20 protein-coding genes are annotated in these 26,945 nt (G+C 48.5%); all 20 read left to right on the top strand.

Annotation, left to right across the window (positions count from 1 at the left end):
* Positions 1-11: 11 nt before the first annotated feature.
* The gene (locus D3D03_RS06330; protein WP_026832660.1) at positions 12-1,166 is read left to right on the top strand and encodes a 1-deoxy-D-xylulose-5-phosphate reductoisomerase; all 1,155 of its coding nucleotides are present in this window, start codon (positions 12-14) and stop codon (positions 1,164-1,166) included.
* Between the two features lie 13 nt (positions 1,167-1,179).
* On the top strand, positions 1,180-2,421 hold the full coding sequence (gene rseP, locus D3D03_RS06325) for an RIP metalloprotease RseP (RefSeq protein WP_119923175.1): 1,242 nt from the start codon (positions 1,180-1,182) through the stop codon (positions 2,419-2,421).
* A gap of 29 nt (positions 2,422-2,450) precedes the next feature.
* The gene (locus tag D3D03_RS06320; RefSeq protein WP_119923174.1) at positions 2,451-4,151 is read left to right on the top strand and encodes a proline--tRNA ligase; all 1,701 of its coding nucleotides are present in this window, start codon (positions 2,451-2,453) and stop codon (positions 4,149-4,151) included.
* 124 nt (positions 4,152-4,275) lie between these two features.
* Positions 4,276-8,571, top strand: coding sequence for a PolC-type DNA polymerase III (locus D3D03_RS06315; protein ID WP_199700006.1), 4,296 nt, complete (start codon positions 4,276-4,278; stop codon positions 8,569-8,571).
* A gap of 129 nt (positions 8,572-8,700) precedes the next feature.
* Positions 8,701-9,168: a ribosome maturation factor RimP gene (rimP, locus tag D3D03_RS06310; protein WP_026832664.1), complete on the top strand. Its 468-nt coding sequence runs from the start codon at positions 8,701-8,703 to the stop codon at positions 9,166-9,168.
* A gap of 16 nt (positions 9,169-9,184) precedes the next feature.
* Positions 9,185-10,309 carry a transcription termination factor NusA gene (gene nusA / locus D3D03_RS06305; RefSeq protein WP_026832665.1) on the top strand — a complete coding sequence of 375 codons (1,125 nt, stop codon included), beginning with the start codon at positions 9,185-9,187 and terminating at the stop codon, positions 10,307-10,309.
* A gap of 3 nt (positions 10,310-10,312) precedes the next feature.
* Positions 10,313-10,582: an RNase P modulator RnpM gene (rnpM, locus tag D3D03_RS06300; RefSeq protein WP_026832666.1), complete on the top strand. Its 270-nt coding sequence runs from the start codon at positions 10,313-10,315 to the stop codon at positions 10,580-10,582.
* Complete coding sequence (locus tag D3D03_RS06295) at positions 10,575-10,877, top strand: YlxQ family RNA-binding protein (RefSeq protein ID WP_012370708.1); 303 nt, start codon at positions 10,575-10,577, stop codon at positions 10,875-10,877. Before rnpM ends, D3D03_RS06295 begins: the two co-directional genes overlap by 8 nt.
* A gap of 15 nt (positions 10,878-10,892) precedes the next feature.
* Entirely contained in the window at positions 10,893-13,061 is a 2,169-nt protein-coding gene (gene infB, locus D3D03_RS06290; RefSeq protein WP_119923173.1) for a translation initiation factor IF-2, read from the top strand.
* A 36-nt stretch (positions 13,062-13,097) separates the two neighbouring features.
* A complete protein-coding gene (rbfA, locus tag D3D03_RS06285) occupies positions 13,098-13,439 on the top strand; it encodes a 30S ribosome-binding factor RbfA (protein ID WP_026832668.1) in 342 nt (113 codons plus the stop codon).
* A gap of 56 nt (positions 13,440-13,495) precedes the next feature.
* Positions 13,496-14,404 (top strand): tRNA pseudouridine(55) synthase TruB, encoded by a 909-nt coding sequence (truB, locus tag D3D03_RS06280; protein WP_119923172.1) that lies wholly within the window; start codon positions 13,496-13,498, stop codon positions 14,402-14,404.
* Between the two features lie 16 nt (positions 14,405-14,420).
* The gene (locus D3D03_RS06275) at positions 14,421-15,350 is read left to right on the top strand and encodes a bifunctional riboflavin kinase/FAD synthetase (RefSeq protein WP_026832670.1); all 930 of its coding nucleotides are present in this window, start codon (positions 14,421-14,423) and stop codon (positions 15,348-15,350) included.
* Between the two features lie 123 nt (positions 15,351-15,473).
* Complete coding sequence (rpsO, locus tag D3D03_RS06270) at positions 15,474-15,743, top strand: 30S ribosomal protein S15 (RefSeq protein WP_012370703.1); 270 nt, start codon at positions 15,474-15,476, stop codon at positions 15,741-15,743.
* A gap of 135 nt (positions 15,744-15,878) precedes the next feature.
* Complete coding sequence (gene pnp, locus D3D03_RS06265) at positions 15,879-18,098, top strand: polyribonucleotide nucleotidyltransferase (RefSeq protein ID WP_119923171.1); 2,220 nt, start codon at positions 15,879-15,881, stop codon at positions 18,096-18,098.
* Between the two features lie 77 nt (positions 18,099-18,175).
* Positions 18,176-19,399: a M16 family metallopeptidase gene (locus tag D3D03_RS06260; RefSeq protein ID WP_119923170.1), complete on the top strand. Its 1,224-nt coding sequence runs from the start codon at positions 18,176-18,178 to the stop codon at positions 19,397-19,399.
* A gap of 82 nt (positions 19,400-19,481) precedes the next feature.
* The gene (locus D3D03_RS06255; RefSeq protein ID WP_028106038.1) at positions 19,482-20,945 is read left to right on the top strand and encodes a UDP-N-acetylmuramoyl-L-alanyl-D-glutamate--2,6-diaminopimelate ligase; all 1,464 of its coding nucleotides are present in this window, start codon (positions 19,482-19,484) and stop codon (positions 20,943-20,945) included.
* Complete coding sequence (locus D3D03_RS06250; protein ID WP_119923169.1) at positions 20,942-22,201, top strand: lipid II:glycine glycyltransferase FemX; 1,260 nt, start codon at positions 20,942-20,944, stop codon at positions 22,199-22,201. Before D3D03_RS06255 ends, D3D03_RS06250 begins: the two co-directional genes overlap by 4 nt.
* Positions 22,201-22,863: a M15 family metallopeptidase gene (locus tag D3D03_RS06245; protein ID WP_026832675.1), complete on the top strand. Its 663-nt coding sequence runs from the start codon at positions 22,201-22,203 to the stop codon at positions 22,861-22,863. The genes D3D03_RS06250 and D3D03_RS06245 overlap by 1 nt, the downstream gene beginning before the upstream one ends.
* Before the next feature lie 153 nt (positions 22,864-23,016).
* Positions 23,017-24,681, top strand: a complete 1,665-nt coding sequence (locus tag D3D03_RS06240; protein ID WP_026832676.1) for a ribonuclease J — start codon at positions 23,017-23,019, stop codon at positions 24,679-24,681.
* A 68-nt stretch (positions 24,682-24,749) separates the two neighbouring features.
* The gene (locus D3D03_RS06235; protein ID WP_119923168.1) at positions 24,750-26,924 is read left to right on the top strand and encodes a DNA translocase FtsK; all 2,175 of its coding nucleotides are present in this window, start codon (positions 24,750-24,752) and stop codon (positions 26,922-26,924) included.
* The last annotated feature ends 21 nt before the right edge of the window (positions 26,925-26,945 follow it).

Here is a 26,945-nt window from a genome sequence, read left to right as displayed (position 1 = left end):
GGGGAAAAACGATGAAACATGTCAGTATTATTGGTGGAACCGGTTCGATCGGAACACAAACATTGGATGTCATTTCAGCAAACCCTGATCGTTTTCAATTGGTCAGCTTTGCATTTGGTAAAAACGTACAAGTTGCGTTACCGTGGTTGAATCGTTTGCGTCCGGATCTCGTTGCCGTGTTAGATGAAACGGTCAAGAGCGAGTTGGAAGCGGTTCTCGACTATACGCCGACGATTCTTGTTGGAGAAGCGGGATTAATTGCGGTCGCGACGGCAGAAGCAGCCGACATCGTGATCACGGCAGTTGTCGGGGCAGTGGGACTGCGTCCGACGCTTGCAGCGATTGAAGCCGGAAAAACAATCGGGTTGGCCAATAAAGAAACGCTCGTGACGGCAGGACACCTCGTGATGAAAAAAGCACGTGAAAAAGGCGTCATGATTCTTCCGGTAGATAGTGAACATGCGGCCATTTTCCAGTGTTTGAACGGGGAACGCCGTCAGGACGTCCGGCAAATTATTTTGACGGCATCAGGCGGGAGTTTCCGGGATCAGACGCGGGAAGAGTTGGCGAACGTAACCGTCGAACAAGCACTCGATCATCCAAACTGGTCGATGGGCGCAAAGATTACGATTGATTCGGCAACGATGATGAACAAAGGATTCGAAGTGATCGAGGCCCACTGGTTGTTTGATGTCACGTATGATGAAATTGATGTCGTCATCCACCGCGAATCGATCATTCATTCGATGGTCGAATTTAATGACGGAGCGGTCATGGCGCAACTGGGAATGCCGGATATGCGTGAACCGATTCAATATGCCCTTACATATCCGTCCCGCCTTGAAATTCAAGGGGGAGAACGGTTAAACTTAAAACAAATCGGACGCCTGAATTTTGCGGAAGCTTCCTTTGAACGGTATCCACTGCTCCGTCTTGCGTTTGAGGCAGGACGTGCCGGTGGTTCGATGCCTTCCGTGCTGAATGCTGCGAACGAACAAGCCGTGGACCGCTTTTTAAAAGGGGAAATCAGCTTTTTAGAAATTGAAGCGAGCGTCGAGGCGGCCCTTCAAGCACACGAAAACGTCGAAGATCCGTCTCTTGAACAAATCCTTACGGCGGACCGATGGGCACGTGCGTTTGTCGCGTCACTCTCACTCGCTAACTAAGGATGGGATAGCAATGACGACCTTTATATCAATCGTATTGATGTTCGGTGTACTAGTTGCCGTACATGAATGGGGTCATCTCGTAATGGCGAAACGCGCGGGAATTCTTTGCCGTGAGTTTGCCATCGGGTTTGGTCCAAAAATCTTTTCTTTTTTTAAAAACGAGACACTGTATACGGTTCGTCTTCTACCAATCGGCGGTTATGTCAAGATGGCCGGAGAAGAACCTGAATTTGTTGAAGTCAAACCCGGTCAAACGATTGGTTTGGCACTTCAAGACGGGGTCATCCAAAAGATGTATTTGGACCCGGCACACCCGAAGACGGATCAAGTCGTCACGGTTGAAAGCATCGACTTGTTGCATAAGCTAGAAGTAGTCGCTTTACAAGATGAGGTCTCGACCCGTTATCCGGTCTCAAAGACGGCATTTCTGGTCGAAGGACAAACGGAAACACAAATTGCTCCGTATGACCGGACGTTCGGATCGAAATCGGTCTTTAAGCGGGTCTTAGCGATTGCGGCGGGTCCGGCGATGAACTTTGTCCTCGCGTTCGTCATCTTGTTTGGACTTGCTTTATACAACGGTTCACCAACCGGCGACAGCGTAATCGGAACGGTTCAAAAAGGTTCACCTGCCGATCAGGCGGGTCTCGTCGAAGGAGACCGGATCGTTTCCGTCAATGGTGATCAGACGGAGAAATGGACGGACTTGCGTGCCGGATTCCAAGATCAGGCCGGCAAAGAAACAACCGTCGTCTACGAACGGGACGGGCAAGAGAACACAACGGCGATCACACCAAAGGTCCAGCAACAAGGGGATCAAAAGGTCGGCATCATCGGCGTCACGAATGAGACCGAAAAATCATTCGGAACGGCTCTGCATACCGGTGTTTCTGAAACATGGCGGATGTCAACGCTGATCGTCGGTGCTGTCGGCGATCTTGTGACAGGCGTCGTCGGTGTTGATCAATTGTCTGGTCCGGTCGGTATCGTCAAAATGACCGATCAAGTCGCAGACAGTGGTTTTTCGATGTTGTTGACATGGACAGCGTTGCTTTCGGTCAACTTGGCGGTATTTAACTTATTGCCGCTACCGGCTCTTGATGGTGGACGATTGTTGTTCCTCTTCCTTGAAGCGTTGCGTGGAAAACCAGTTGATCCGCAAAAAGAAGGATTGGTCCACTTTGTTGGATTTGCGCTTTTGATGCTCTTGATGTTAGTCGTCACATGGAACGATATCCAGAAATTCTTTTAAATTATTAGTCAAAGGGGTTCACGACTCAAATGAAACAATCCAAACTATTTATGCCAACTTTGCGTGAAGTACCATCTGATGCAGAAGCCGTCAGCCACCAACTGTTGTTACGGGCAGGCTTCATGCGTCAAAATGCTGCCGGAATCTATTCTTACCTGCCGTTAGCCAAACGTGTCCTCGGCAAAATCGAGACGATTGTGCGTCAGGAAATGGAAGCGGCTGGAGCGCAGGAACTGTTGATGCCAGCGATTCAGCCGGCTGAACTATGGGAAGAGACAGGGCGTTGGGACATCTACGGTCCAGAATTGATGCGTCTGACCGATCGTCACGACCGCCGGTTTGCGCTTGGTGCTACTCATGAAGAATTGATCACATCGATTGTTCGTGATGAGTTGAACTCTTATAAAAAGCTCCCTGTTAACTTGTTCCAAATTCAAATGAAGTACCGTGATGAGCGACGCCCGCGTTTCGGATTACTCCGCGGACGCGAATTCATCATGAAAGATGCGTATTCGTTCCATGCGACACAAGAAAGCCTCGAGGACGAATATCAAAATATGTTTGATGCCTATACGAAAATCTTTACCCGTGTAGGACTCGAATTCCGTCCGGTCGTCGCCGACTCCGGTGCGATCGGTGGAAGCGGGACACACGAATTCCACGCGTTAGCTGCAATCGGAGAAGATACAATCGTCTACTCGGACCAGTCGGATTACGCGGCGAACCTGGAAATGGCGGAATCGGTTGATTCCTACACGAAACAAAATCAAACACCGGAAGCGCTCGAAGAAGTGCATACAGGTGAGGCGAAGACGATTGAAGCGGTCAGTGAAGTCTTAGGACTGCCTGCTGTTGAATCAATCAAAACGGTCATCTTCAAGACGGAACAAGGTCTCGTCATGGCGCTTGTCCGGGGAGATCATGAAGTCAATGACATCAAGCTGAAGAACTATCTTGGTGCACTGGACATCACGATGGCATCCGATGAAGAAATCGAACAGGCTCTTCATTCGACACCTGGTACACTCGGACCGATCGGAGCAGAGATGAAAATCGTTGCGGACTATGCCGTTCGGGCGTTGACGAATGCTGTTTGCGGTGCGAACAAGTCGGAAACGCATTACGTTCATGTTGATCCAAGCCGTGATTTCGAAGCGGAATATACGGATTTACGGTTTGTCGAAGAAGGTGATGTGTCACCGGACGGTGCAGGACACGTCAAATTTGCCCGCGGGATTGAAGTCGGACAAGTCTTCAAACTCGGCACACGTTACTCAGAAGGTATGAACGCAACGTTCCTTGATGAAGGCGGAAAGGCGCAACCGTTGATCATGGGTTGTTACGGCATTGGTGTTTCGCGGACGTTATCTGCCGTCGTCGAGCAACATTACGATGAGCGTGGGATCATCTGGCCAAAAGCCATTGCACCGTTTGATGTTCATTTGATTGCCGTCAACGGAAAAAATGCCGATCAGATGCAAGTCGCAGAAACCGTTTATCAAGAACTGACGGACGCTGGATTTAGCGTATTGTTTGATGATCGAAAAGAACGAGCGGGTGTGAAATTTGCTGATGCAGACTTAATCGGCTTACCTGTCCGAATCAATGTCGGTAAAAAAGCACCGGAAGGAATCGTTGAACTCAAAGCCCGTCGCGGCGGCGAGGCAGAAGAGATTGCACAAACAAATCTTCTTGAGGCTGTTCGTTCGCTTTATGAAGGTTTAGAATGAACTATGGGAACGGTCACTTTTCGTAAAGTGACTGTTTTCTTGTCTCACACCCATTCGCCCCTTGGGCAATCTGCAAGAGGAGGAGGAGTGGCTGTCACGGTGTGAAGCGATAACGACAGCACAAATGCGAGTGGATACACAACAACGCATGGCGCTCTTAATGAGCGATTTGGAATTACCGACGGGGATCGTCGAAGAATATTTTACCGATGCCTCGCTCGAAAAATTACGTGTTCAAAAAGCAACCGCGACGTGGACCTTCCATATCCGGATTGCACAAGTCTTACCCCAAAACGTCTATCAGATGTTTTACAGCCGTCTCAAAAGCCGTTACCAACAATTTGCGGAAGTCAAATTGTATCTGGAATCGGAGGGACGCCCGGATGCAAAACTGTTTATTGATTACTGGCCCTATATCGTCGAAGACTTGGCGGATGCCTCATCCGCGATGCGGAATCATCTCAGCCGTGTCTTGCCGGAGTATCGCGACCATAAATTATTTATCCCTGTTCGAAGTGAGCCGGAAGCCGGCTTTCTCAAAAATGATCTATGCGGCGAAATGCAACTCTTGTACGGCGCATATGGTTTTCCAAAATTCAATTGTGAACCAGTCGTCCAAATGGATCAGACAACGCAAGAAGCGTTACGCAATCAAGTGAAACAAGAAGATATTGAAGAAGCGAAACGGATGCTCGAACTTCAATTCAAGCGGGAACAATCACGCGACGACGATGAGGGACCGGTCGATATTCGAATCGGAAAACCGATTCAAGATGAAGTCGTCCCGATTAAGACGATTCAAGACGAAGAACGCCGGATTGCGATCCGTGGTCTCGTCTTTTCAGCTGAGAGCCGCGAACTGCGGAGCGGAAAAACGATCTTTACGTTCAAACTGACGGACTATACCGATTCTTTGGTCGTCAAAATGTTTGCGCGGGATGAAACCGATGTCAAAATCTTGTCGGCGATAAAAAAAGGCATGTGGATTCAAGTCGCAGGTCGGGTTGAGTTTGATACATTCCTACGCGATTTATGCATGATGATCGCGCAATTATCTGAAGTCAAGATGGAGTTGCCGGCCGATCCATGGGCGGGCGAGAAGCGTGTCGAATTGCATGCCCATTCCCAAATGAGTCAGATGGATGCGGTCATGAACGTGACGAAATACGTCGAACGTGCGGCAGCATGGGGACACCCGGCAGTTGCCATCACAGATCATGCCGGGGCGCAAAGCTTCCCGGATGCGTATTATGCCGGAAAGAAAAACGATATCAAGATTTTGTACGGCATTGAAGCGAACGTCGTCAATGACGGGGTGCAAGTCGCGTATCATCCGGTCGATCAGGAGTTAGAGAAAGCAACGTTCGTCGTGTTTGACGTCGAGACAACCGGATTGTCTGCGATGTATAACAAAATCATTGAGCTCGCGGCAGTCAAAATTTACGATGGGGATGTCATCGACAAGTTTGAAGCGTTTGCGGATCCGAAACATTTGTTATCAGCGACGACAATCGATTTGACCGGCATCACGGATGAGATGGTACGAGGGAAACCGGATCCGGAGCAAGTCGTTAAAGAGTTCATGGACTGGGCGGGAGATTCGATCCTTGTTGCCCACAATGCCTCATTTGATATCGGGTTCTTGAATGCGACGTTACGGTCCGGCGGTCACGACGAGTCACTGTTACCCGTCATTGATACGTTGGAGCTCGCACGTGTCCTGATGCCAAGTCTTAAAAATCACCGGCTGAATACACTTGCGAAACGGTTTGATATCGAATTGACCCAGCATCACCGGGCGATTTATGATGCGGAAGCGACCGGATACTTGATGCTCAAGTTACTCCAAATGGCGGATGAGATGTTTAACATGAAAACCCATCTTTCGCTCAACCGGGAAATGGGGAAAGATATTTCGCGGGCCCGTCCATACCATGCGACGGTTTATGCGAAAAATCGGACCGGACTTAAAAACCTGTACCGCTTGATTTCACTTGCGCATACGAAACACGTTCATCGTGTCGTTCGGACACCACGCTCGCAACTTGTGGCACACCGAGACGGTCTTCTGATCGGTTCGGCTTGTGACAACGGTGAAGTGTTTGATGCGGCACTCAATAAATCAGATGAAGACTTGGCGAAGGTCATGCGTTTTTACGATTTTATCGAAATCCAGCCTCCTGCCATGTATGGTCATCTGATCGAACGGGAAATCGTTCAAAATGAGTTGGAACTGCGGGAACTGATTAAAAAAGTCATTCGCGTGGCTGAAGAAAATGACATCTTGCCGGTTGCGACAGGAAACGTCCATTACCTCGATCAACATGATGCGACCTACCGGGAAGTACTGATTCGGACGCAAGGCGGCGCCAACATGTTGAACATGCGAAAACAATTGCCGCCGGCCCATTTCCGGACGACGCAGGAAATGATGCATGACTTTAAGTTTTTAGGACCGGATCTGTCAGAACGGCTTGTCATTACGAACAGCCAACAAGTGGCCGACTGGTTTGAAAATATCGATATCATTCCAAAGGATTTGTTTACGCCGAAAATCGAAGGGGCCGACGAGGAAGTCCGGTCACTGTCTTATGATATGGCACATCAGATTTACGGGGATGTGTTACCGGAAATCGTCGAAGCACGTCTTGAAAAAGAGTTGAAATCGATCATCGGTCACGGATTTGCCGTCATCTATTTGATTTCGCATAAACTCGTTAAAAAATCACTTGATGACGGATATCTCGTCGGTTCCCGTGGTTCCGTCGGTTCCAGTCTCGTGGCGACGATGACAGAAATCACGGAAGTGAATCCGTTGCCGCCGCACTATGTCTGTCCGAATTGTAAAGAATCGGAATTCTTTGATGACGGGTCGGTGGGTTCCGGATTCGATTTACCGGATAAATCATGTAAAACATGTGATGTCCCGTTAATTAAAGACGGACATGATATCCCGTTCGAAACATTCCTTGGTTTCAAAGGGGATAAAGTACCGGATATCGACTTGAACTTCAGTGGGGAATACCAACCTAAAGCCCACGCCTATACGAAAGTCTTGTTCGGGGACGACTATGTCTACCGGGCGGGCACGATCGGTACGATTGCTGAAAAAACGGCGTATGGTTACGTCAAAGGGTACCAGTCTGAAAATGATCTTAATTACCGGAATGCCGAAGTAGACCGGCTGGTCAGTGGTGTGACCGGCGTCAAACGGACGACGGGGCAACACCCGGGCGGAATCATCGTTGTGCCGGATTACATGGACATCTATGACATCAGTCCGATTCAGTTTCCGGCGGACGACATGGGCTCCGAGTGGAAAACGACTCACTTTGACTTCCACTCGATTCACGATAATCTGCTGAAGCTCGATATCCTCGGACATGATGATCCGACGATGATCCGTATGTTACAGGATTTATCCGGACGCGATCCGAAAACGATTCCCGTCGATGATGCGGAAGTCATGAAGATCTTTAGCTCGACGGAATCGATTGGGGTGACGCCGGAACAGATTGACTCGAAAACCGGAACACTCGGGATTCCGGAGTTCGGGACAAAGTTTGTCCGTCAGATGCTGGAAGAAACGAAACCGACGACGTTCTCAGAGCTCGTCCAGATTTCCGGTCTGTCCCACGGGACGGACGTTTGGCTCGGAAATGCCAGTGAATTGATCTACAACGGAACGTGTGAACTGAAAGACGTCATCGGATGCCGGGATGATATCATGGTCTACTTGATTTATGCGGGTCTTGAACCGTCGCTTGCCTTTAAAATCATGGAGTCGGTCCGAAAAGGAAAAGGACTTTCGATTGAGATGGAAGAAGCGATGATTGAAAACCATGTGCCGCTCTGGTACATCGACTCATGCAAAAAAATCAAGTACATGTTCCCGAAAGCCCACGCCGCGGCATACGTTCTGATGGCTGTACGGATTGCCTACTACAAAGTGCATCATCCGATGTACTATTACGCGTCATACTTCACGGTCCGGGCCGGTGATTTCGATATCGGCGCAATGAACAAAGGGTCGGCTGCCGTCCGGAAAGTCTTACAAGACATCAAGGACAAGGGATTCGAAGCGACAGCGAAAGACAAAGGACTTTATACCGTTCTTGAAATCGCACTCGAAATGATTGAACGCGGCTTTACGTTCAATAAAGTGGATCTTTATAAATCAAGCGCGTCCGAGTTTCTGATTGACGGCGACACATTGTTACCGCCGTTTGATGCTGTGACCGGTCTTGGGACCAACGCAGCAAAACAGATTGTCGAAGCCCGAAAAGGGGGCGAGTTCTTGTCAAAAGAAGATTTGCAAAAACGCGCTAAATTGTCAAAAACAATTATTGAAACACTCGATAATCTCGGTTGTCTAGAAGGTCTTCCGGATGAAAACCAACTCTCGTTATTTGACCTCTAAAGCCTTGCGGATACTTGCTTACACCGGTTCATTATGCTATATTGAGTGAGGAAATGTTTTTTATACTACGACTTGGAAGGAGTAGGGGGACCTGCTCCTTTCTTGTTTGTTTTTTGAAGGAGGATGAAGATGACGAACGTAACTGAGAAGGTCGAACTGCTCGCAAAACCGATCGTAGAACGAGAGGGGATGGAGCTTGTCGACGTCGAATTCGTCAAAGAGGGGGCGGATTGGTTCCTACGTGTCTCCATCGATAAGGAAGGTGGCGTTGACCTGGAAGACTGTGTCAACATCAATGAAAAGTTGTCGGAAGCGTTGAATCAAGACGATCCGATCGACGAACCCTACTATTTGGATGTTGCCAGCCCAGGTGCCGAACGACCGCTTAAAAAAACCGAGGATTTCGAGAAGGCGATTGGGAAACATGTCTACATCAAGACCCATGATCCGGTCAAGGATGCAGTAGAATTCGAAGGAACCTTACTTTCGTATTCCGAGGAAATGCTTGAACTCGAAGTCCGTGTGAAGACACGCAAATTGAAAATTGAAATACCGGTGAACAAGATCGCGATGGCGCGGCTTGCGGTAGTGTTCTAAGGAAAGGAAGAGAACGATGGGACCACAGTTACTTGAAGCAATCGAACAAATCGCAAAAGAAAAAGAGATCGATAAAAATATCATCATCGATGCGCTAGAACAGGCATTGATTTCCGCTTACCGTCGCAATTTTGGAAAAGAGTCGGAGGCAGTGAAGGTCGAGTTCGACCAGAAGACCGGAGACATCCGTGTCTTTGCGCTCAAAGAAGTCGTCGAACGGTTAACACAACCGGAAGAACAGCTTTCACTCGAAGAAGCGCACGAAATCGACCCGACGTATGAACTGGGCGATTTCCACAAGGTTGAAGTCACACCGGGTGATTTTGGACGGGTTGCAGCGCAGACGGCCAAACAAATCGTGACGCAAAAGATGCGTGAAGCCGAGCGCGAACGGATCTACAATCATTTCGCCGATCGTGAAGATGAGATCATGACGGGGATGGTCGAACGTCAAGATGCCCGCAATCTGTACGTCAATCTCGAAGGTATCGAGGCTGTTTTGACGACGCACGAACAGATGCCGAACGAACGCTTCGGGATTCGTGAATACATTAAAGTGTACGTCACGAAAGTGGATCCGATGGTCAAAGGGTCAGGCGCATCGATTCTTGTCTCGCGGACGCATCCAGGCTTGTTAAAACGTCTGTTTGAAATCGAAGTACCGGAAATCGCAAGCGGCGAAGTCGAAGTGAAATCAGTGGCACGTGAAGCTGGTGATCGTTCGAAAATCGCAGTGGCTTCTGACGAAATCGATCCGGTCGGCGCATGTGTCGGTCAAAAGGGCGCACGTGTCCAACGGATCGTCAACGAGTTGAACGGGGAAAAAATCGATATCGTCCGGTATTCGGATGATCCAAAAGAGTATGTTGCCAACGCTCTGAGCCCGGCACAAGTCGTTGCCGTCTATGTCAATGAGCCGGCGAAAGCAACAATCGTTGTCGTACCGGACTTCCAATTGTCACTCGCGATCGGGAAACGTGGTCAAAATGCCCGTCTTGCAGCGAAATTGACAGGATGGAAAATTGACATCAAGAGCGAATCGGAAGCGGAATCGATGGAACTCAAGGATGTGTTCTTGAAAGTCGAGCCGGCTTCAGAAGCAGTTGACATGGAAGCGGTCCAAGTCGAAGGCGAGGAATAATTCGTGCAAAAGAAGGTACCATTACGTAAATGTGTCATCACACAAGAAATGCGTCCTAAAAAAGACTTAATTCGGGTCGTCCGGACACCTGACAGTGAGGTTGTCGTCGATCTTAATGGTAAAATGAATGGGCGAGGCGCCTATTTGACGAAAGATGCCACTGTCATTGCGACAGCAAAAAAGAAACGCACACTCGATCATCATCTGAAAGTCAAGACGACAGATGCATTATACGATCAATTGCTTGCGATCGCGGGAGGTACACATGAGTAAATGGGAATCGCTCCTTGGTCTCGCGAACCGAGCGCGGAAAGTGACGACTGGAGAAGAACTCGTACTGAAAGAAGTACGGGGGGGACAAGCCAAACTCGTCCTCTTAGCAGCAGATGCGGGGGCTGCCACGCGTAAGAAAGTGACGGATAAATGTACAAGTTATCGTGTTCCGTACATTGAAGTCGGAGATCGAAACATTCTTGGACATGCACTTGGGAAAGACGCGCGTGTTGTCGTGTCAGTCAATGAAGCCGGATTTGCGAAAAAGCTAACGGAACTCCTCTCGAACGATTAACTGGAGGTGGATCTTTTGGGTAAACGTGTATACGAATTCGCGAAAGAACAGAACGTAACGAGTAAGCAGGTCATCGCCCAGCTCGAAAAACTGGAAAAACCGGTCAAGAACCATATGGCGGTTTTAGATGAACAGACAGTACAGCAACTCGACAAAGTATTTAATCCCGAGAAATATCGGGTCCAAAAAACGGAGGCTCCAAAACAAGTGAAATCAGATAATAAACCGAACAGACCAGGAACATCTAACAAACCAGCAGGGAACCAATCACGTAATACAAAAGGCGGACGTCCAGAATTCGGCAACCGCAACAACCGTGGCGGCAAACGTCGTCCACAGAAAAAAGCAGAACCACGCAAATTAGAAGTAGCAGATCCAAATTCAAAATCAAGTCAACGAAAAGCGGCACGTCGTGCGCAAGAAGAAGCGATGGCGAACGTCGTTCAATACGCGGATAACTTGACGGTCGGCGAACTCGCTGAAAAAATGGACAAAAAACCAAACGAACTCATCATGAAATTGATGGGAATGGGTGTCATGGCGACAATCAACCAAGATCTCGATGATGAGACGGTTGAATTGCTTGCATCTGACTTCGGATTCGAAGTCGAGAAAACAGTTAAAGTCGATGAAACAGACTTTGATGCATATGAACTGAACCTCGATAACTACGAATTGTCAGAACGTCCACCGGTCGTTACGATCATGGGACACGTTGACCACGGTAAAACGACATTGCTTGACTCGATCCGAAACACAAAAGTCACAGCAGGCGAAGCCGGCGGAATCACGCAGCACATCGGTGCGTACCAAGTTGAAATCGAAGGAAAGAAAATCACGTTCCTCGATACACCAGGTCACGCCGCCTTTACAACAATGCGGGCACGTGGGGCAGATGTCACCGACATCGCCATCATCGTCGTCGCAGCAGATGACGGTGTCATGCCGCAGACGGAAGAAGCCATCAGTCATGCGAAGGCAGCCGGAGTTCCCATCATCGTTGCTGTCAACAAGATGGATAAAGAAGGCGCAAATCCGGACCGTGTCAAACAAGAATTGACGGAGTTCGAACTCGTAGCTGAAGACTGGGGCGGCGACACGATCTTCGTACCTGTTTCAGCACTAAAAGGCGACGGAATCGATGAGTTGCTTGAGATGATTCTGCTTGTCTCAGAAGTTCAAGAATACAAATCAACACCTGACATGCACGGACGCGGAACGGTCATCGAAGCGAAACTCGACAAAGGACGTGGACCGGTCGCGACATTGCTCGTCCAACACGGAACACTTCGTGTCGGCGATCCAATCGTCGTCGGTCACACATTCGGTCGGATCCGGGCGATGGTCAACGATATCGGTCGTCGTGTCAAAGAAGTCGGTCCGTCGACACCAATCGAAATCACAGGATTAAACGATGTGCCAAAAGCGGGCGATCAATTCTTTGCGTTTGAAGACGAGAAAAAAGCACGTCAAATCGGTGAAGCACGTTACCAACGTGAAATCGAAGCGCAACGTCGTGATTCAGCGAAAGTCAGCTTAGAAGATCTCTTCGACCGCATCAAAGAAGGCGAAGTCAAAGACCTCAACATCATCATCAAAGGTGACGTTCAAGGTTCTGTCGAAGCCCTTGCCGGTTCACTCAAGAAAATTGATGTCGAAGGTGCTAAAATCAACATCGTTCACTCGGGTGTCGGTGCGATCACAGAAGGTGATGTCATCTTGGCTTCAGCAGCTAACGCCATCATCATCGGCTTTAACGTCCGTCCGGATGGTAACGCCAAGTCAATGGCAGACCAAGAGAAGGTTGAGATTCGTCTCCACAAGATCATCTATAACGCGATTGAAGAAATCGAACAAGCGATGAAAGGTCTCCTTGATCCTGAATTCGTTGAGAAAATTATCGGTCAAGCGGAAGTTCGTGACGTCATCAAAGTCTCGAAAGTCGGAACAATTGCCGGTGGTTATGTCACTGAAGGTAAGCTGACTCGTTCAGCAGGTGTCCGTGTTGTCCGTGACAGCATCGTCATCTACGAAGGAAAACTCGATACGTTACGCCGCTTCAAAGACGATGTCAAAGAAGTTGCTGCCGGTTACGAGTGTGGGATCAAGATTGAGCGTTACGACGATATCAAAGTAGACGATGTCATCGAAGCGTTCGTCATGGAAGAAGTTAAACGGAAGTAACAGAACGGATCAGAATCCGAACTGGAGGGATATAGAATGAGCGTACGTTCAAATCGTGTAGCAGAACAGGTGCGTAAGGAAATTACGCAGATGTTGATTAAAGATGTGAACGATCCACGGGTCAAGGCGGTTACGGTAACAGGTGTTGAAGTCACCGGTGACTTGCAACAAGCAACGATCTTTTATTCGGTGCTCGGTGATGAGACAGTGCGTGAAGAAGCACGGGTCGGTCTTGAAAAATCAAAAGGGTTCATGCGTAAAGAAATCGGATCACGGATTCGTTTACGGAAGACACCTGAACTGATTTTTGAGATTGACACATCAGTCGAGTACGGATCACGAATCGACGAGTTGCTCCGGAACTTGAACAAGGATTAAACAGGACAAGGGCAACCACAGGCGTGGTTGCCCTTTTTTAGGAGGGAATGAATAAGATGGAACCAATAGGTGTATTACCGTTAGATAAGCCGGCCGGCATGACGAGCCATGATTGTGTGTTTCGATTGCGTCGTCTTTTTCAAACAAAAAAAGTGGGGCATACGGGTACGCTTGACCCAGAAGTGACGGGTGTTTTACCGATCTGTCTCGGACGAGCGACGAAGCTCGCCCGTTTCATTACAGATGAAGGAAAACGCTATGCAGCGGAAGTGACGATCGGGTACGCGACGACGACGGAAGATGCGCACGGCGAGACCGTTCGGGAAACACCGGTCGAACCGGGCGGCATCGCACAGGAAGACATTGACGGGATCTTACAACAGCTGACCGGTCAACTGCAACAGACACCACCTTATTATTCGGCCGTCAAAGTGAACGGGAAAAAGTTGTACGAATACGCCCGCAAAGGAATTGAGGTCGAACGCCCGACACGCATCGTCCAAATCGATACACTCGAGCGGACGTCCGAAGTGACCTTTGAACAAAACGTCTGTCGTTTCCGGATCGAGATTGCTTGTGGAAAAGGAACGTATATCCGGACACTTGCCGTAGAGATCGGCGAACGTTTAGGGTACGCCGCTCATATGAGCGACCTCAGACGGACGAGTTCAGGTGCGATGTCTGAAACAGAGGCAGTGACGCTTGCGACACTGGAAGCATGCGAAACGGTTGAAGAACGGATGCAATACGTGTTACCGATTGAACAGGTCATTCAAAAATGGCCCCGCTTGACGGTTGATGCGGAAACAGCAGGGCGTGTGCTCAACGGTGGTAAACTATCAGGCATTCCGGTCGAATTTGATCGGTTTACTGTCTATAATGAAGAAGGAACACCATTGGCAATTTATCGGCTCGATCCGGACATCAAGATGGGACGCGTCGAGGTCATGCTACAAATCGATTAGGATCGGAGAGATCAGAATGGACATCATTCATTTAACATATCCAGAAAGACCGGTGGAGGATCCGGCGGTCATCGCATTAGGTTTTTTTGATGGCGTGCATCTTGGACATCAGCAGGTGTTACAAGAAGCTTTAACAGAAGGGCGAAAACGAAACGTTCCGGTTGCGGTCATGACGTTTGATCCCCATCCAAAACAAGTGCTCGGTCAAGGAACGGAGCAGGTTCGCTACATTACTCCACTCGACCGGAAACTCGAAAAGATGAAACAACTTGGAATCGATCGTGTCTATGTCATTGAGTTCACCGTGGCATTCTCTGAACTCTCTCCCCAAGAATTCGTCGATCAATATCTGATTGCTGCAGGTGCAGTTCATATCGTTGCCGGTTTTGATTACTCATATGGCCGGTTTGGAGCCGGAAAAATGGCGACGCTCGATTTTCACAGCCGGGGACGATTTGATCATACGATTGTATCGGAACATCAAGCGCAGGATGAAAAAATCAGTTCGACACGGATTCGCCAGTTGCTCGCTGCGGGAGCTGTCTCAGAAGCGGCTACGTTGTTGGGTGAACCGTACCAAACAAAAGGAATCGTCATTCACGGGGACGCGAGAGGCAGACAAATCGGGTTTCCGACAGCAAACATCCGTCCGGAGTTCGCCTATGTCATCCCTAAACTGGGTGTCTATGCCACGTTTGTTCATTTAGAAGACGGGCGAAAGTATCCGGCGATGACAAACATCGGACGCCGTCCGACGTTTTATGAAACGGGAGAAGTCAGCATCGAGACACACCTGTTACAATTTGATGAAGATTTGTATGGCCAGGAACTAAAACTCGAATGGATGGCTTACTTACGGGACGAACAAGCGTTTGACGGTATTGAGAGCTTAAAAAACCAGCTCGCACACGATAAAATTGAAGCAATGCAGGCATTAACGGTTTGACAGACGGTCATCGGTTCGATATGATGAGTCAGTACGAATACGTACAGCCGGTTGGCTTGGCATCAGGTCTCACCATCCGATGCTCGGCAACACGGTCATTCAAAAGATGGAGGTGGAGTGACAATGGCACTCACTAAAGAACGTAAAAACGAAATTATCGAAGCTTATGCTACGAAACAAGGCGATACTGGTTCGCCGGAAGTACAAGTTGCTGTTTTAACTGAACAGATCACAACTTTAAACGATCACTTACGTACACACAAAAAGGATCACCACTCACGTCGTGGTCTCTTGAAAATGGTTGGTCGTCGCCGTAACTTGCTCACATACCTTCGTAACAAGGATGTTTCACGTTACCGTTCATTGATCGAGCGTCTTGGTCTTCGTCGCTAATCGGAACAGATCAACAAGGAAGCAGGAGCATCGTCTCCGGCTTCTTTTTTTTGCCGATTCATGGACATTTGACGTCAGAACATCCATAATTAGATTTGAATGAAAAAACGGATAGAAGTGAGAGGGGATTTGTGCATGTCACAAACAAAACAGACGTTTTCGACCGAACTCGGTGGACGTCCTTTAACAATTGAAATCGGTCAACTGGCTAAACAAGCAAACGGAGCAGCGTTGATCCGCTACGGTGAAACGGCAGTTCTGGCGACAGTTGTTGCATCTAAACAACCAAAAGACTTGGATTTCTTCCCATTAACAGTGAACTATGAAGAAAAATTATATGCTGCCGGTAAAATTCCGGGTGGCTTTCTAAAACGTGAAGGACGTCCAGGCGAAAATGCGATTTTGACATCACGCTTGATTGACCGTCCGATCCGTCCGTTATTCCCAGACGGATTCCGTCATGACATTCAAGTCGCGACGACGGTATTATCATCAGATGAAGATAACTCACCAGAAGTCGCAGCAATGATCGGGGCATCGATTGCCTTGTCGATCTCAGACATTCCGTTTGATGGTCCGATTGCTGGTGTAACAATTGGTCGTGTTGACGGTGAATTCATCATCAATCCGACATTGGCTCAGGCGGATGCGAGTGATATCGACTTGCAAGTCGCTGGAACAAAACACGCGGTCAACATGGTTGAAGCGGGCGCAAAAGAAGTATCAGAAGAAGCGATGCTGGAAGCGATTCTCCTCGGGCATGATGTCATCAAGACATTGATTGCCTTCCAAGAAGAAATCGTCGCAGCGGTCGGAAAAGAAAAATTCGAATACACGGTTTCTTCGTTTGACGAGACGCTTGTCTCACGTCTGAAAGCTGATGCACTGGCGGAAGTGACGACGGCCGTTCAAGTCGAAGAAAAACAAGCACGTGATATCGCAATCAACGAAGTGATTTCAAAATACATCGATCAGTACGCAGCAGATGAGTCCATTTCGGAAGCACAACTGTCTGAAGTTTCGGGTGTCTTGAATAAATTCGTCAAAGCTGAAGTCCGTCGTTTAATCACAGACGATAAAGTCCGTCCGGATGGTCGGGGTCTTGCTGAGATTCGTCCACTTGATTCAGAAATCGGTCTCTTGCCGCGTGCCCACGGTTCAGGTCTCTTCACTCGTGGTCAAACACAAGTCTTGTCTGTTGCGACACTTGGTGTTGCAGGGGATGCTCAAATTATCGATGGTCTCGGATTAAAAGCGGAAAAACGTTTCATGCACCATTATAATTTCCCGCCGTTTTCTGTTGGGGAAGCACGTCCGATGCGTGCACCGGGTCGTCGTGAAATTGGTCACGGAGCACTCGGTGAACGTGCCTTGTTACCGGTTCTTCCTTCGGAAACGGATTTCCCGTACACGATTCGTCTTGTGTCAGAAGTTCTTGAATCAAACGGTTCATCTTCACAGGCGTCAATTTGTGGATCAATCCTTGCGATGATGGATGCCGGTGTGCCGCTTAAAGCATCAGTTGCCGGGATTGCAATGGGCTTGATCAAAGAAGGCGAAAACTATTCGATTTTGACAGACATTCAAGGGATGGAAGATCATCTCGGTGACATGGACTTCAAAGTTGCAGGAACAAAAGACGGCGTTACGGCGCTTCAAATGGATATGAAAATTGGCGGCATCACACGTCAAATCCTAGAAGAAGCACTTGAACAAGCACGTCTTGGCCGTCTGCATATTCTGGAACACATGAACTCCGTCATCGCAGAACCACGGACTGAACTGTCGAAATATGCGCCGAAAATCGTCACGCTGAAAATCAATCCGGATAAAATCCGTGATGTGATTGGACCCGGCGGTAAAGTCATTAACGGCATCATCGATGAGACTGGTGTTAAGATTGACATCGATCAAGACGGAACCGTCTTCATCGCGTCAACGGATCAAGACGGCATCAACCGTGCCCGTCAATTGATCGAAGACATCGTCCGTGAAGTCGTAATCGGCGAAGAGTTTGACGGAACGGTTCGTCGGATTGAGAAATTCGGTGCGTTCGTTGAACTGTTTAAAGGAAAAGATGCCCTCGTGCATATCTCAGAACTTGCGCTTGAGCGTGTCGGTCAAACAGAAGACGTCGTCAAATTAGGTGACAAGTTGAAAGTGCGTGTCACGGAAGTTGACGATAAAGGACGTGTCAACGCGTCACATAAAGTCCTCCTTGTTGAAGGCATGACTCCGGAAGATCGCGCATCTTACGAAGAAAAGAAAAAAACAGAGCGTGAAAACCGCCCGCCGCGTCGGGATACTGGATCTCGCCCACCACGTGACGGACAACGTCCACCACGTCGTAACTAATGAAAACAAGGTGGCTCAACGGTGCGAAAACGTGCATCGAGAGCCACCTTGTTTCATATTTGAAGGAGGAGCAAGTCATGATTGAACAGATTACATTAGCAAACGGTGTCCGGATTGTCAGTGAACGGATGTCGAATACCCGCAGTGTCGCCACCGGTATTTTCATTAAGGCCGGCTCACGTACGGAAACGATGGAAGAACACGGGATCAGTCATTTGATTGAACACATGATGTTTAAAGGGACCGGACAGCAATCCGCGAAAGAAATCGCCGTTTATTTTGACCGGCTTGGTGGTAATATTAATGCATTCACGAGTAAGGATCAGACGTGTTATTACGTCAAGACACTAGATGAACATGCGCTGGCTGCATTTGACGTTCTGGCGGATATGTTCTTGGACTCAAAGTTTGAAGAAGAGGAACTGGAAAAAGAAAAACGTGTCGTCATCGAAGAAATCAAGATGTATGAAGATACACCGGACGATCTCGTTCACGAACTGCTAGCGATTGCGGCATATGGCGACGATGTCATGGCACGTCCCATCCTCGGTACGGAAGAGAGTGTCTTGAAAATCAATCGTCAGATGATCATGGATTATGTCAAGGAAGCGTATGCTCCGGATCAAATCGTCATCTCACTAGCGGGACATGTGACGGATGAACTGATTGCTCAGGTCAAAAACCGCTTCAGCATCATCGAACCGAGTCAAACGACCCGCCACATCCAAGCACCCGTTCTCAAAAGCGATACCGTACGGAAGGAAAAAGACACGGAGCAAGTGCATGTGTGTTACAACTTCCCATCCATCGCGTCGGCCGATGACCGTCTACCGACGTTGGCTTTGTTAAGCAACGCTTTCGGAGCGACGATGTCCAGTCGTCTGTTCCAATCGATTCGCGAAGACCGCGGTCTTGCGTACTCTGTCTTCTCGTATTACACGACGTTTGACGACCATGGGACGTTTACGATTTATGTCGGGACATCTAAAGAAACCTTGGAAGAGGTCGAAACCGTCTTAGCAGCTGAGATCAAGACGTTATTGGCCGATGGTCTGACAACAAAAGAAATCGAGGACGGCATCGAGCAGTTAAAAGGATCGCTCATCCTTGGAAATGAGAGTACATCAAGCCATATGAACCGAAATGCGCGAAATGAACTTCATTTAGGGACACATCCGACGTTAGAGGAAGTCCTGGCGGAAGTGGAACAGATTACAGCAACGGACATTCGGGAAATGATCACACATATCTTCAGTCAACCACCTGCAAAAGCGTACATCTTGCCGGAAATCGAAGGATGAGACCTTGAAACAGAGCGGAGCTTCCCCTACACTGAGATAGCATGTAATTGAAAAACAAGATGTTGAGAAAGAAGGAATACCCTTGAACTTAGCTGAATTAATCGGAGTCATTCAGACTCAAAAAATTGAACGTATGGTAGATGCGCACGTGGTCTCCTTAACAACAGATTCACGAGATGTGAAGCCAGGGACGTTATTTGTCGCCATTAAAGGATATACAGTGGATGGACACGATTATGCCCAACAAGCCGAGGCACAGGGGGCCGTTGCGATTGTCTCAGAACGTCTGCTCGACGTGACGATTCCTGTTATTCTTGTACGGAGTACGACACGAGCCATGGCAGAACTGGCTGGTAAGTTTTATGACTATCCTTCTGAAAAGATGCGGATGATCGGCATTACGGGCACGAACGGTAAGACGACGACGACGACGATTGTGCGTGACGTTTTGGCCCAGTTGGGACGAAAAACGGGAATCATCGGAACGGTTGAAGTGAAGATTGGTGACCGGGTCGTTCCGAGTCGGAATACGACACCGCAAAGTTCCGAACTCCAAGCCTTTTTCCATCAGATGCAACAAGAAGGTGTCGAAGATGTCATCATGGAAGTCTCTTCCCATGGATTAGAGCTCGGCCGGGTGACCGGTACGGACTTTGATGTCGCCGGGTTTACGAACCTGACACACGATCACCTCGATTTCCATAAGACATTTGAAAATTACGCCCGTGCTAAAGGGCTGTTGTTTGCCCAACTCGGACAACGGTTATCTGATCAAAAGGTTGCCGTCTTGAATGCGGATGATGAAACAAGTGCCATGTTCGAGATGATGACCGGTGCTCGTGTCTTGACTTACGGGATTGATCAACCAGCCGACTTGCAAGCGAAAAATATTACGCAGACCCTGCAAGAAACGACATTTACGATGGTTTACCAAGAACAGGCGATTGAATTGACCGTTCAATTCATCGGTCGATTTAATGTCTACAATTTATTGCTTGCGACAGGAATCTTGTTATCGATCGGGTACAGTTTGACTGAGATTTCGAATGCGATCACTCAGATTCAACCTGCTAAGGGACGGATGCAACGTTTACCGATCGAAGGGTACAATATATATGTCGATTATGCGCATACGCCGGACGGAATTGAGCAGTGTCTCAAAGCATTAGTCGATGTGCCAAAAGAAAACATCATCTTTTTAATCGGGACAGGTGGAAACCGGGACGTGACCAAACGTCCGATGATGGGACAACTCGCGTCGACGTATGCGGGAACCGTCGTCATCACGACGGATGATCCGCGTTTTGAATCCTACGAATCGATTACGAGCGGTATCGCTTCCGGCATGTTACACGATCAGTTTGTTGAAATTGGAGATCGGGAGGAAGCAGTTCGTTATGCAGCCAGTCTGGCCCGTCCGGACAACATCGTGATCTTGGCAGGAAAAGGGCATGAAAAATATCAAATCATTGGGGATGAAAAAACACCCCTCGACGAAGAACAACTCGTCAAAGAGATGATACGCCAATTGGAGGAAAAGAAGTGACTTACCAACAACTAGAATTAGAGCAGACACAATTTGAAGCCTTTGTTAAAACACATCCTAAAGGGGATTTGTTACAATTGCCGGCCTGGGGATCCGTGAAAGCGGCAACCGGTTGGACACATGAACGGATTGCCGTCGGTACGGCGGACGGACAACCGGTTGGGGTAGCCCTCCTGTTGTTTAAACAAGTTCCGAAACTGCCTTTTACGTTATGTTATGCTCCGCGTGGTTTCGTCGTCGACTACAATGATCAAGCGGCTGTTGCCGCTTTACGGGATGCAGCAATCGAGGTCGCGAAAAAACGAAAAGCGATCGCCGTTAAACTTGATCCGAACGTCGATCGAACAGAGTATCCGAACTTGTTACAAGAGATGCAGACGCTTGGCTTTAAACATAACGGATTTGGCGGCGGTTTTGATTATGCGCAACCCCGCTTTACGATGGAAACGAGCCTTGAAGGAACGGAAAAAGAAATTTTTGACCGATTCCATTCGAAGTTCCGTTACAATGTCCGGTTGGCTGAACGAAAAGGGATCGTCTGTTATGAAGCGTCACGGGCGGAACTCAAGACGTTCGCTAAACTGATGGTCGAAACAGGTGAGCGTGACGGGTTTTCCATTCGCGGATTGGATTATTTCGAGAATCTATACGATCACTTGCATCCAACAGGAGACGCAGCGTTGTTCCTGACGAAGCTCGATGTCGTCCGAGCACTTGAAAATACAGAAGCAGCCTTACTCCAAGCGGATAAGGAGCTAACGAAAATTCATCGTCAACTCGAGAAAGAGACGGTTGAGAAAAAGCTCAACAGCTTAAACAATCGATTGGAACAGACGACAGCTCAGATGGTCAAAGCAGAAAAATCGAAAACCGAGTTATTGACCATTGCGGCGAAACATCCGGACGGTGTGATTTTATCCGGAGGTCTCTTGACATTGGCCGGTCGACGTTCGTATTACCTTTATGGGGCTTCATCAAATGAATACCGGGAGTTCATGCCGAACCATTTGATGCAGTGGACGATGATGCGTCATGCCAAGGCAAACGGTGCTCTTTCGTACGATTTTGGCGGCGTCAGCGGTTCGACGGATCCGGACGATCATTACGCCGGGTTGTATGCCTTTAAATCGGGTTGGGGCAGTGAGATGATTGAAAAGATTGGTGAATTTGATTACGTCTTGAACAAGCCATTGTATCTCTTGCTGGAAACGGGCTTGCCAATCCTTCAAAAAATTCGGAAGAAGTTACGCCGTTAATGAAACGGGGGACAATCTTCATCTGGATTTTGTTCCTGTTCGTCATGTTTGCCGTAGGTCTGTTTCTTGCTGCATCGACTGATCGGATGCCGAGTATTCTGGTCGATCAGCCGGATTTAGGAATTGACAGTTGTCCACGCGACCAAGCAGGAGAAAATCGTCTCATTAATGACAGTGCCGAAAACTTAAAAAATCTTCATCCTGCAGTTGAGGCGGGCGCAAAAGATTTGATTCGCCTCAGTCATTCCTGTTACAACATCGATATTCGGATTACGCAAGGATATCGGACAAAGAAACAACAGGACGCTTTATATGACCAAGGACGTTCCCGTGCCGGAGAAATCGTCACCAATGCGCGTGGTGGCGAATCGATGCACAATTACGGTCTTGCTTTTGACTTCGTTCAGATGGTAGATGGGGATATCTCCTATGATCTGGAGTATGACGGAAACAATTCCGGGAAAAGTGACTGGCGGGAAGTCGCGGCAGTCGGGAAGGCACTTGGCTTTGAGTGGGGCGGTGACTGGAAACGATTTGTCGATTATCCGCATTTTGAAATGACGTTTGGGTATTCCCTTGACGATCTTCAAGCGGGTGAACGACCGAGCCGGCAAGAAAAAGCAAACCGGACAGAAGAAATCGAGACGCTTTTGGCGCCATAAACTAACATCGTGTTGCCCTTTGGATAGGCAATACGATGTTTTTTTTTCGTTTTCATGGTCCCTGTTGTTGGCAGAACGGCAAAGTTCGGCTAGAATAGTGATAGTGATAAGTGGACGGCTCACGAAAAGTGAATATAAATAGGAGGTCATGTTGTGTCAAAGAAAAAGACGGAAAAAGTAAGCGTCTTTGCTCTTGGTGGAGCCGGTGAAATCGGTAAGAACATGTACGTCGTCGAACTCGACGAGGACATCTTCGTAATCGATGCCGGATTAATGTTCCCAGGAGACGAGATGCTTGGAATCGACAAAGTCATTCCAGACATCAGTTATTTAAAGGAAAACAAAGAACGGATTCAAGGGATCTTCATCACCCATGGTCATGAAGATCATATCGGAGCGCTCAGTTACGTCTTACGGGACTTGAAAGTACCTGTTTACGGGACACGTTTAACACTTGGATTAATTGAAATTAAACTAAAAGAAGCCGGTTTATTGAAAAAGGCAGATCTTCGTCCAATTGATGCCAAGACGAAATTAACCGTAGCGGGACATTTCATTACCTTTTTCCGCGTCAATCATTCGATTCCGGATGCCGTCGGGGTATGTATCCAGACATCGCAAGGCGCAATCGTCCATACAGGAGATTTCAAGTTTGATTATACGCCGGTTGACGGGAAACAAGCGGATTTCGGGAAGATCGCGGCCATCGGTCAGCGTGGTGTCCTTTGTCTGTTGTCTGATTCGACGAATGCCGAACGTCCTGGTATGTCCGGCTCGGAATCAACAGTCGGTTCTGAACTGAACGATGTCATCTACGAGGCACCGGGTCGTGTCATCGTCGCATCGTTTGCGTCAAATGTACACCGGTTGCAACAAGTGTTTGCGGCAGCAGAAGCCAACAATCGGAAAGTAGCGGTAGTCGGTCGCAGCATGGTCAATATCGTAGAAGTGGCGCAACGTTTGAACTACTTACGATTTAAACAAAAAACGTTGGTCGAACTGTCTGATATCAACCGCCTGGATGACAATCAAGTCGTCATCTTGACGACTGGTTCGCAAGGGGAACCGATGGCAGCACTGACACGCATGGCGCGTAATGCCCATAAACAGGTTAACATTCGTTTGAATGATACAGTTGTCGTCGCGGCATCACCGATTCCGGGAAATGAGAAGTCTGTCTCAAAAACGATTGACCTCTTGTTCCGCGCGGGAGCAAACGTCATCTACAATCAACGGAAAGTCCACGTATCCGGTCACGGTCATGCGGAAGACTTGAAATTAATGCTGAACTTGATTAAGCCTAAATTCTTTGTGCCAATCCATGGTGAATTCCGGATGCAAAAAGCACACAGCCGTTTAGCCCAAACTGTAGGTGTCAATGCCAACAATATCTTCATCATCGAAAATGGAGATGTCGTTGAATTTGAAAAACGAAAAGCTCGGATGTCACGTAAAGTGAACGCCGGGAATGTCTTGATTGATGGAATCGGTGTCGGAGATGTTGGGAACATCGTCCTTCGTGATCGTCGTCTCTTATCGCAAGATGGTGTCGTCCTCTGTGTCATCACCATCAGTCGGAAAAATAAAACGATCGTTTCGGGGCCGGAAATCATTTCACGTGGATTCGTCTATATGCGGGAATCTGAAGACATGATCAATGAAGCCAATCGAATCGTTGCGAAGCAACTGCAAGGGAAATTGAATGGTGAACTCGATTGGACTGAAATGAAGTCGCTGATTCGTGATAAGCTCAGTTCTTATCTGTATGAACAGACAAAACGCCGTCCAATGATCTTGCCGATCATCATGGAGATTTAACAAGAAGAGCGACTCAGAAAGGCCGATCAATGGTCAGCTGGGTCGCTTTTTTATCAGGAGGTATACACATGGCAACAACAAAAAAGGGACATGTCCGGAAGGCGCCGGCTCGAAAACGCCCGACCGCGAAAAAACGCCCGCCGGTCAAGAAGCAGCGTCAACCTATCCAGTACCGTACATATGCCGCCATCATCGCGGTCCTTTCGTTGCTCGCATACGTGCTGGCACTTGGGCGGTTTGGCCGGGTCGGCGAAGTACTGGCTCAGTTTGCACAAGATCAAGTCGGACAATTCGGTTCACTTCTTTACGGATTGATGGGAGGAATCTTGTTACTCGTCTTGTCGAATCAGCCACGTTACGCTAAATGGGCCTGGTCGTTTCTGACTCTCGGAAGCTTGATTTGGATTGATTTAATCCTTGGACAACCACGCGGTGTTGTCAATGCCTGGCTCTATCAAGGTTCCTCTTATTATATTTCGAGTTTTGGTGCGTTTATGATCGGTCTGTTTCTGATGGCGAGTGGCATTCATTTACTTCAGCCGTCGTTTTTTAGTGAGTTGCTGTTTGGGATCAAGGAACGCATTCAAGAATTCCGCCAACGGGAACGGAGCGTTTCGCCGAAGCGAGAACGTCCGTTGAAACGGAAGCAAGAGGAAACGAAACCGGAACAAAACGAATCCGTGGCTGAGCAAAAGAAGACACTGAAAAAACAGGCTGTCCGGGAAACGGTACCGGAGGAAGCACCCGTCAACCTCCAGGACGTCCCGATCATCGGTTTTGCCGATCATATCGAACCACAGGCTAAAGAGACACAAGGTCCGTTGACGATGACCGAGACACCGGACGGTTATCAGTTACCGTCGCTGGACTTATTGGCGGAACCCGTGACAAAAGATTTGTCGGGGGAAAACAAACGTCTGAAAGACAATGCGACGAAATTAATCGCCACTTTAAAATCATTCGGAATCGGAGCCAAGGTCTTGAAAATCCATCTTGGTCCGAGTGTCACGAAATATGAGATTGAACCCGACCAAGGCATCAAACTCAGTCGGATCACCGGACTGGCCGACGATTTGGCATTGGCGCTAGCAGCCAAAGATATCCGGATTGAAGCACCGATTCCAGGAAAGGCAGCCGTCGGCATCGAGGTACCGAACCGCGAAGTCGCGATGGTGTCACTGCGAGAAGTGCTGGGGGCGGAAAGCGTTCAGGCTGATCCAGATCGACTGCTCGTCGCTCTTGGTCGAAGCATTTCTGGAGAAACGGTCACAGCAAAGCTCAACAAGATGCCGCACGTGTTAGTAGCCGGTTCAACGGGATCCGGGAAATCCGTTTGTATCAACGGGATGATTGTCTCGATTTTGATGCGGGCACGACCGGATGAAGTCCGTCTGATGATGATTGATCCGAAAATGGTCGAATTAAATGTCTATAACGGCATTCCGCATCTCCTTGCACCGGTCGTGACCGATCCGAAAAAGGCGGCACAAGCCTTAAAACAAGTCGTTTCAGAGATGGAGCGGCGTTATGAAATCTTCAGTCAAAACGGAGCCCGAAACATTGAAGGGTATAACGCGTTGATTGATAAGATGAATGCAGAAGAAAAAGTCCATCAGCGTTTGCCGTACATCGTCGTCATCGTCGATGAGTTGGCCGATTTGATGATGGTCGCGTCGAACGAAGTCGAAGATGCGATCATGCGACTGGCGCAGATGGCTCGGGCAGCCGGTATTCACATGGTCATTGCGACACAGCGTCCAAGTGTTGACATCATCACAGGAGTCATTAAAGCGAACATTCCGTCACGAATTGCCTTCAGTGTGTCGAGCGGAACGGACTCACGGACAATTCTTGATACGAGTGGAGCCGATAAGTTACTCGGACGAGGCGACATGCTGTTACTCGGAAACGGAATGAACAAACCCGTCCGTGTTCAAGGGGCCTTCTTATCGGATGAGGAGGTCGAGGCGATTGTCAACCATGTCATCTCACAACAAAAAGCACAATACGTTGAAGCGATGATACCAAAGGATGTACCGGAGGGTGAAACGGAAGTCGACGATCCGTTATATGACGAAGTCGTTCAGTTCATTCTGACGCAAGAGACGGCATCGACTTCGATGATCCAACGGAAATATCGGATTGGGTATAATCGCGCTGCCCGGCTGATTGACGCATTGGAAGAAAATGGACTGATTGGTCCGTCTGAAGGGTCAAAACCACGACGGGTCATGGGACGTTGAGTAAAAAAGAGGAGGGAGCCG

The sequence above is a fragment of the Exiguobacterium sp. RIT452 genome (assembly GCF_003598705.1).
Lineage (GTDB): Bacteria > Bacillota > Bacilli > Exiguobacteriales > Exiguobacteriaceae > Exiguobacterium_A > Exiguobacterium_A undae.
Note: the sequence above shows the minus strand (reverse complement) of the source record. Positions and strands in the feature narration are given on the sequence as shown.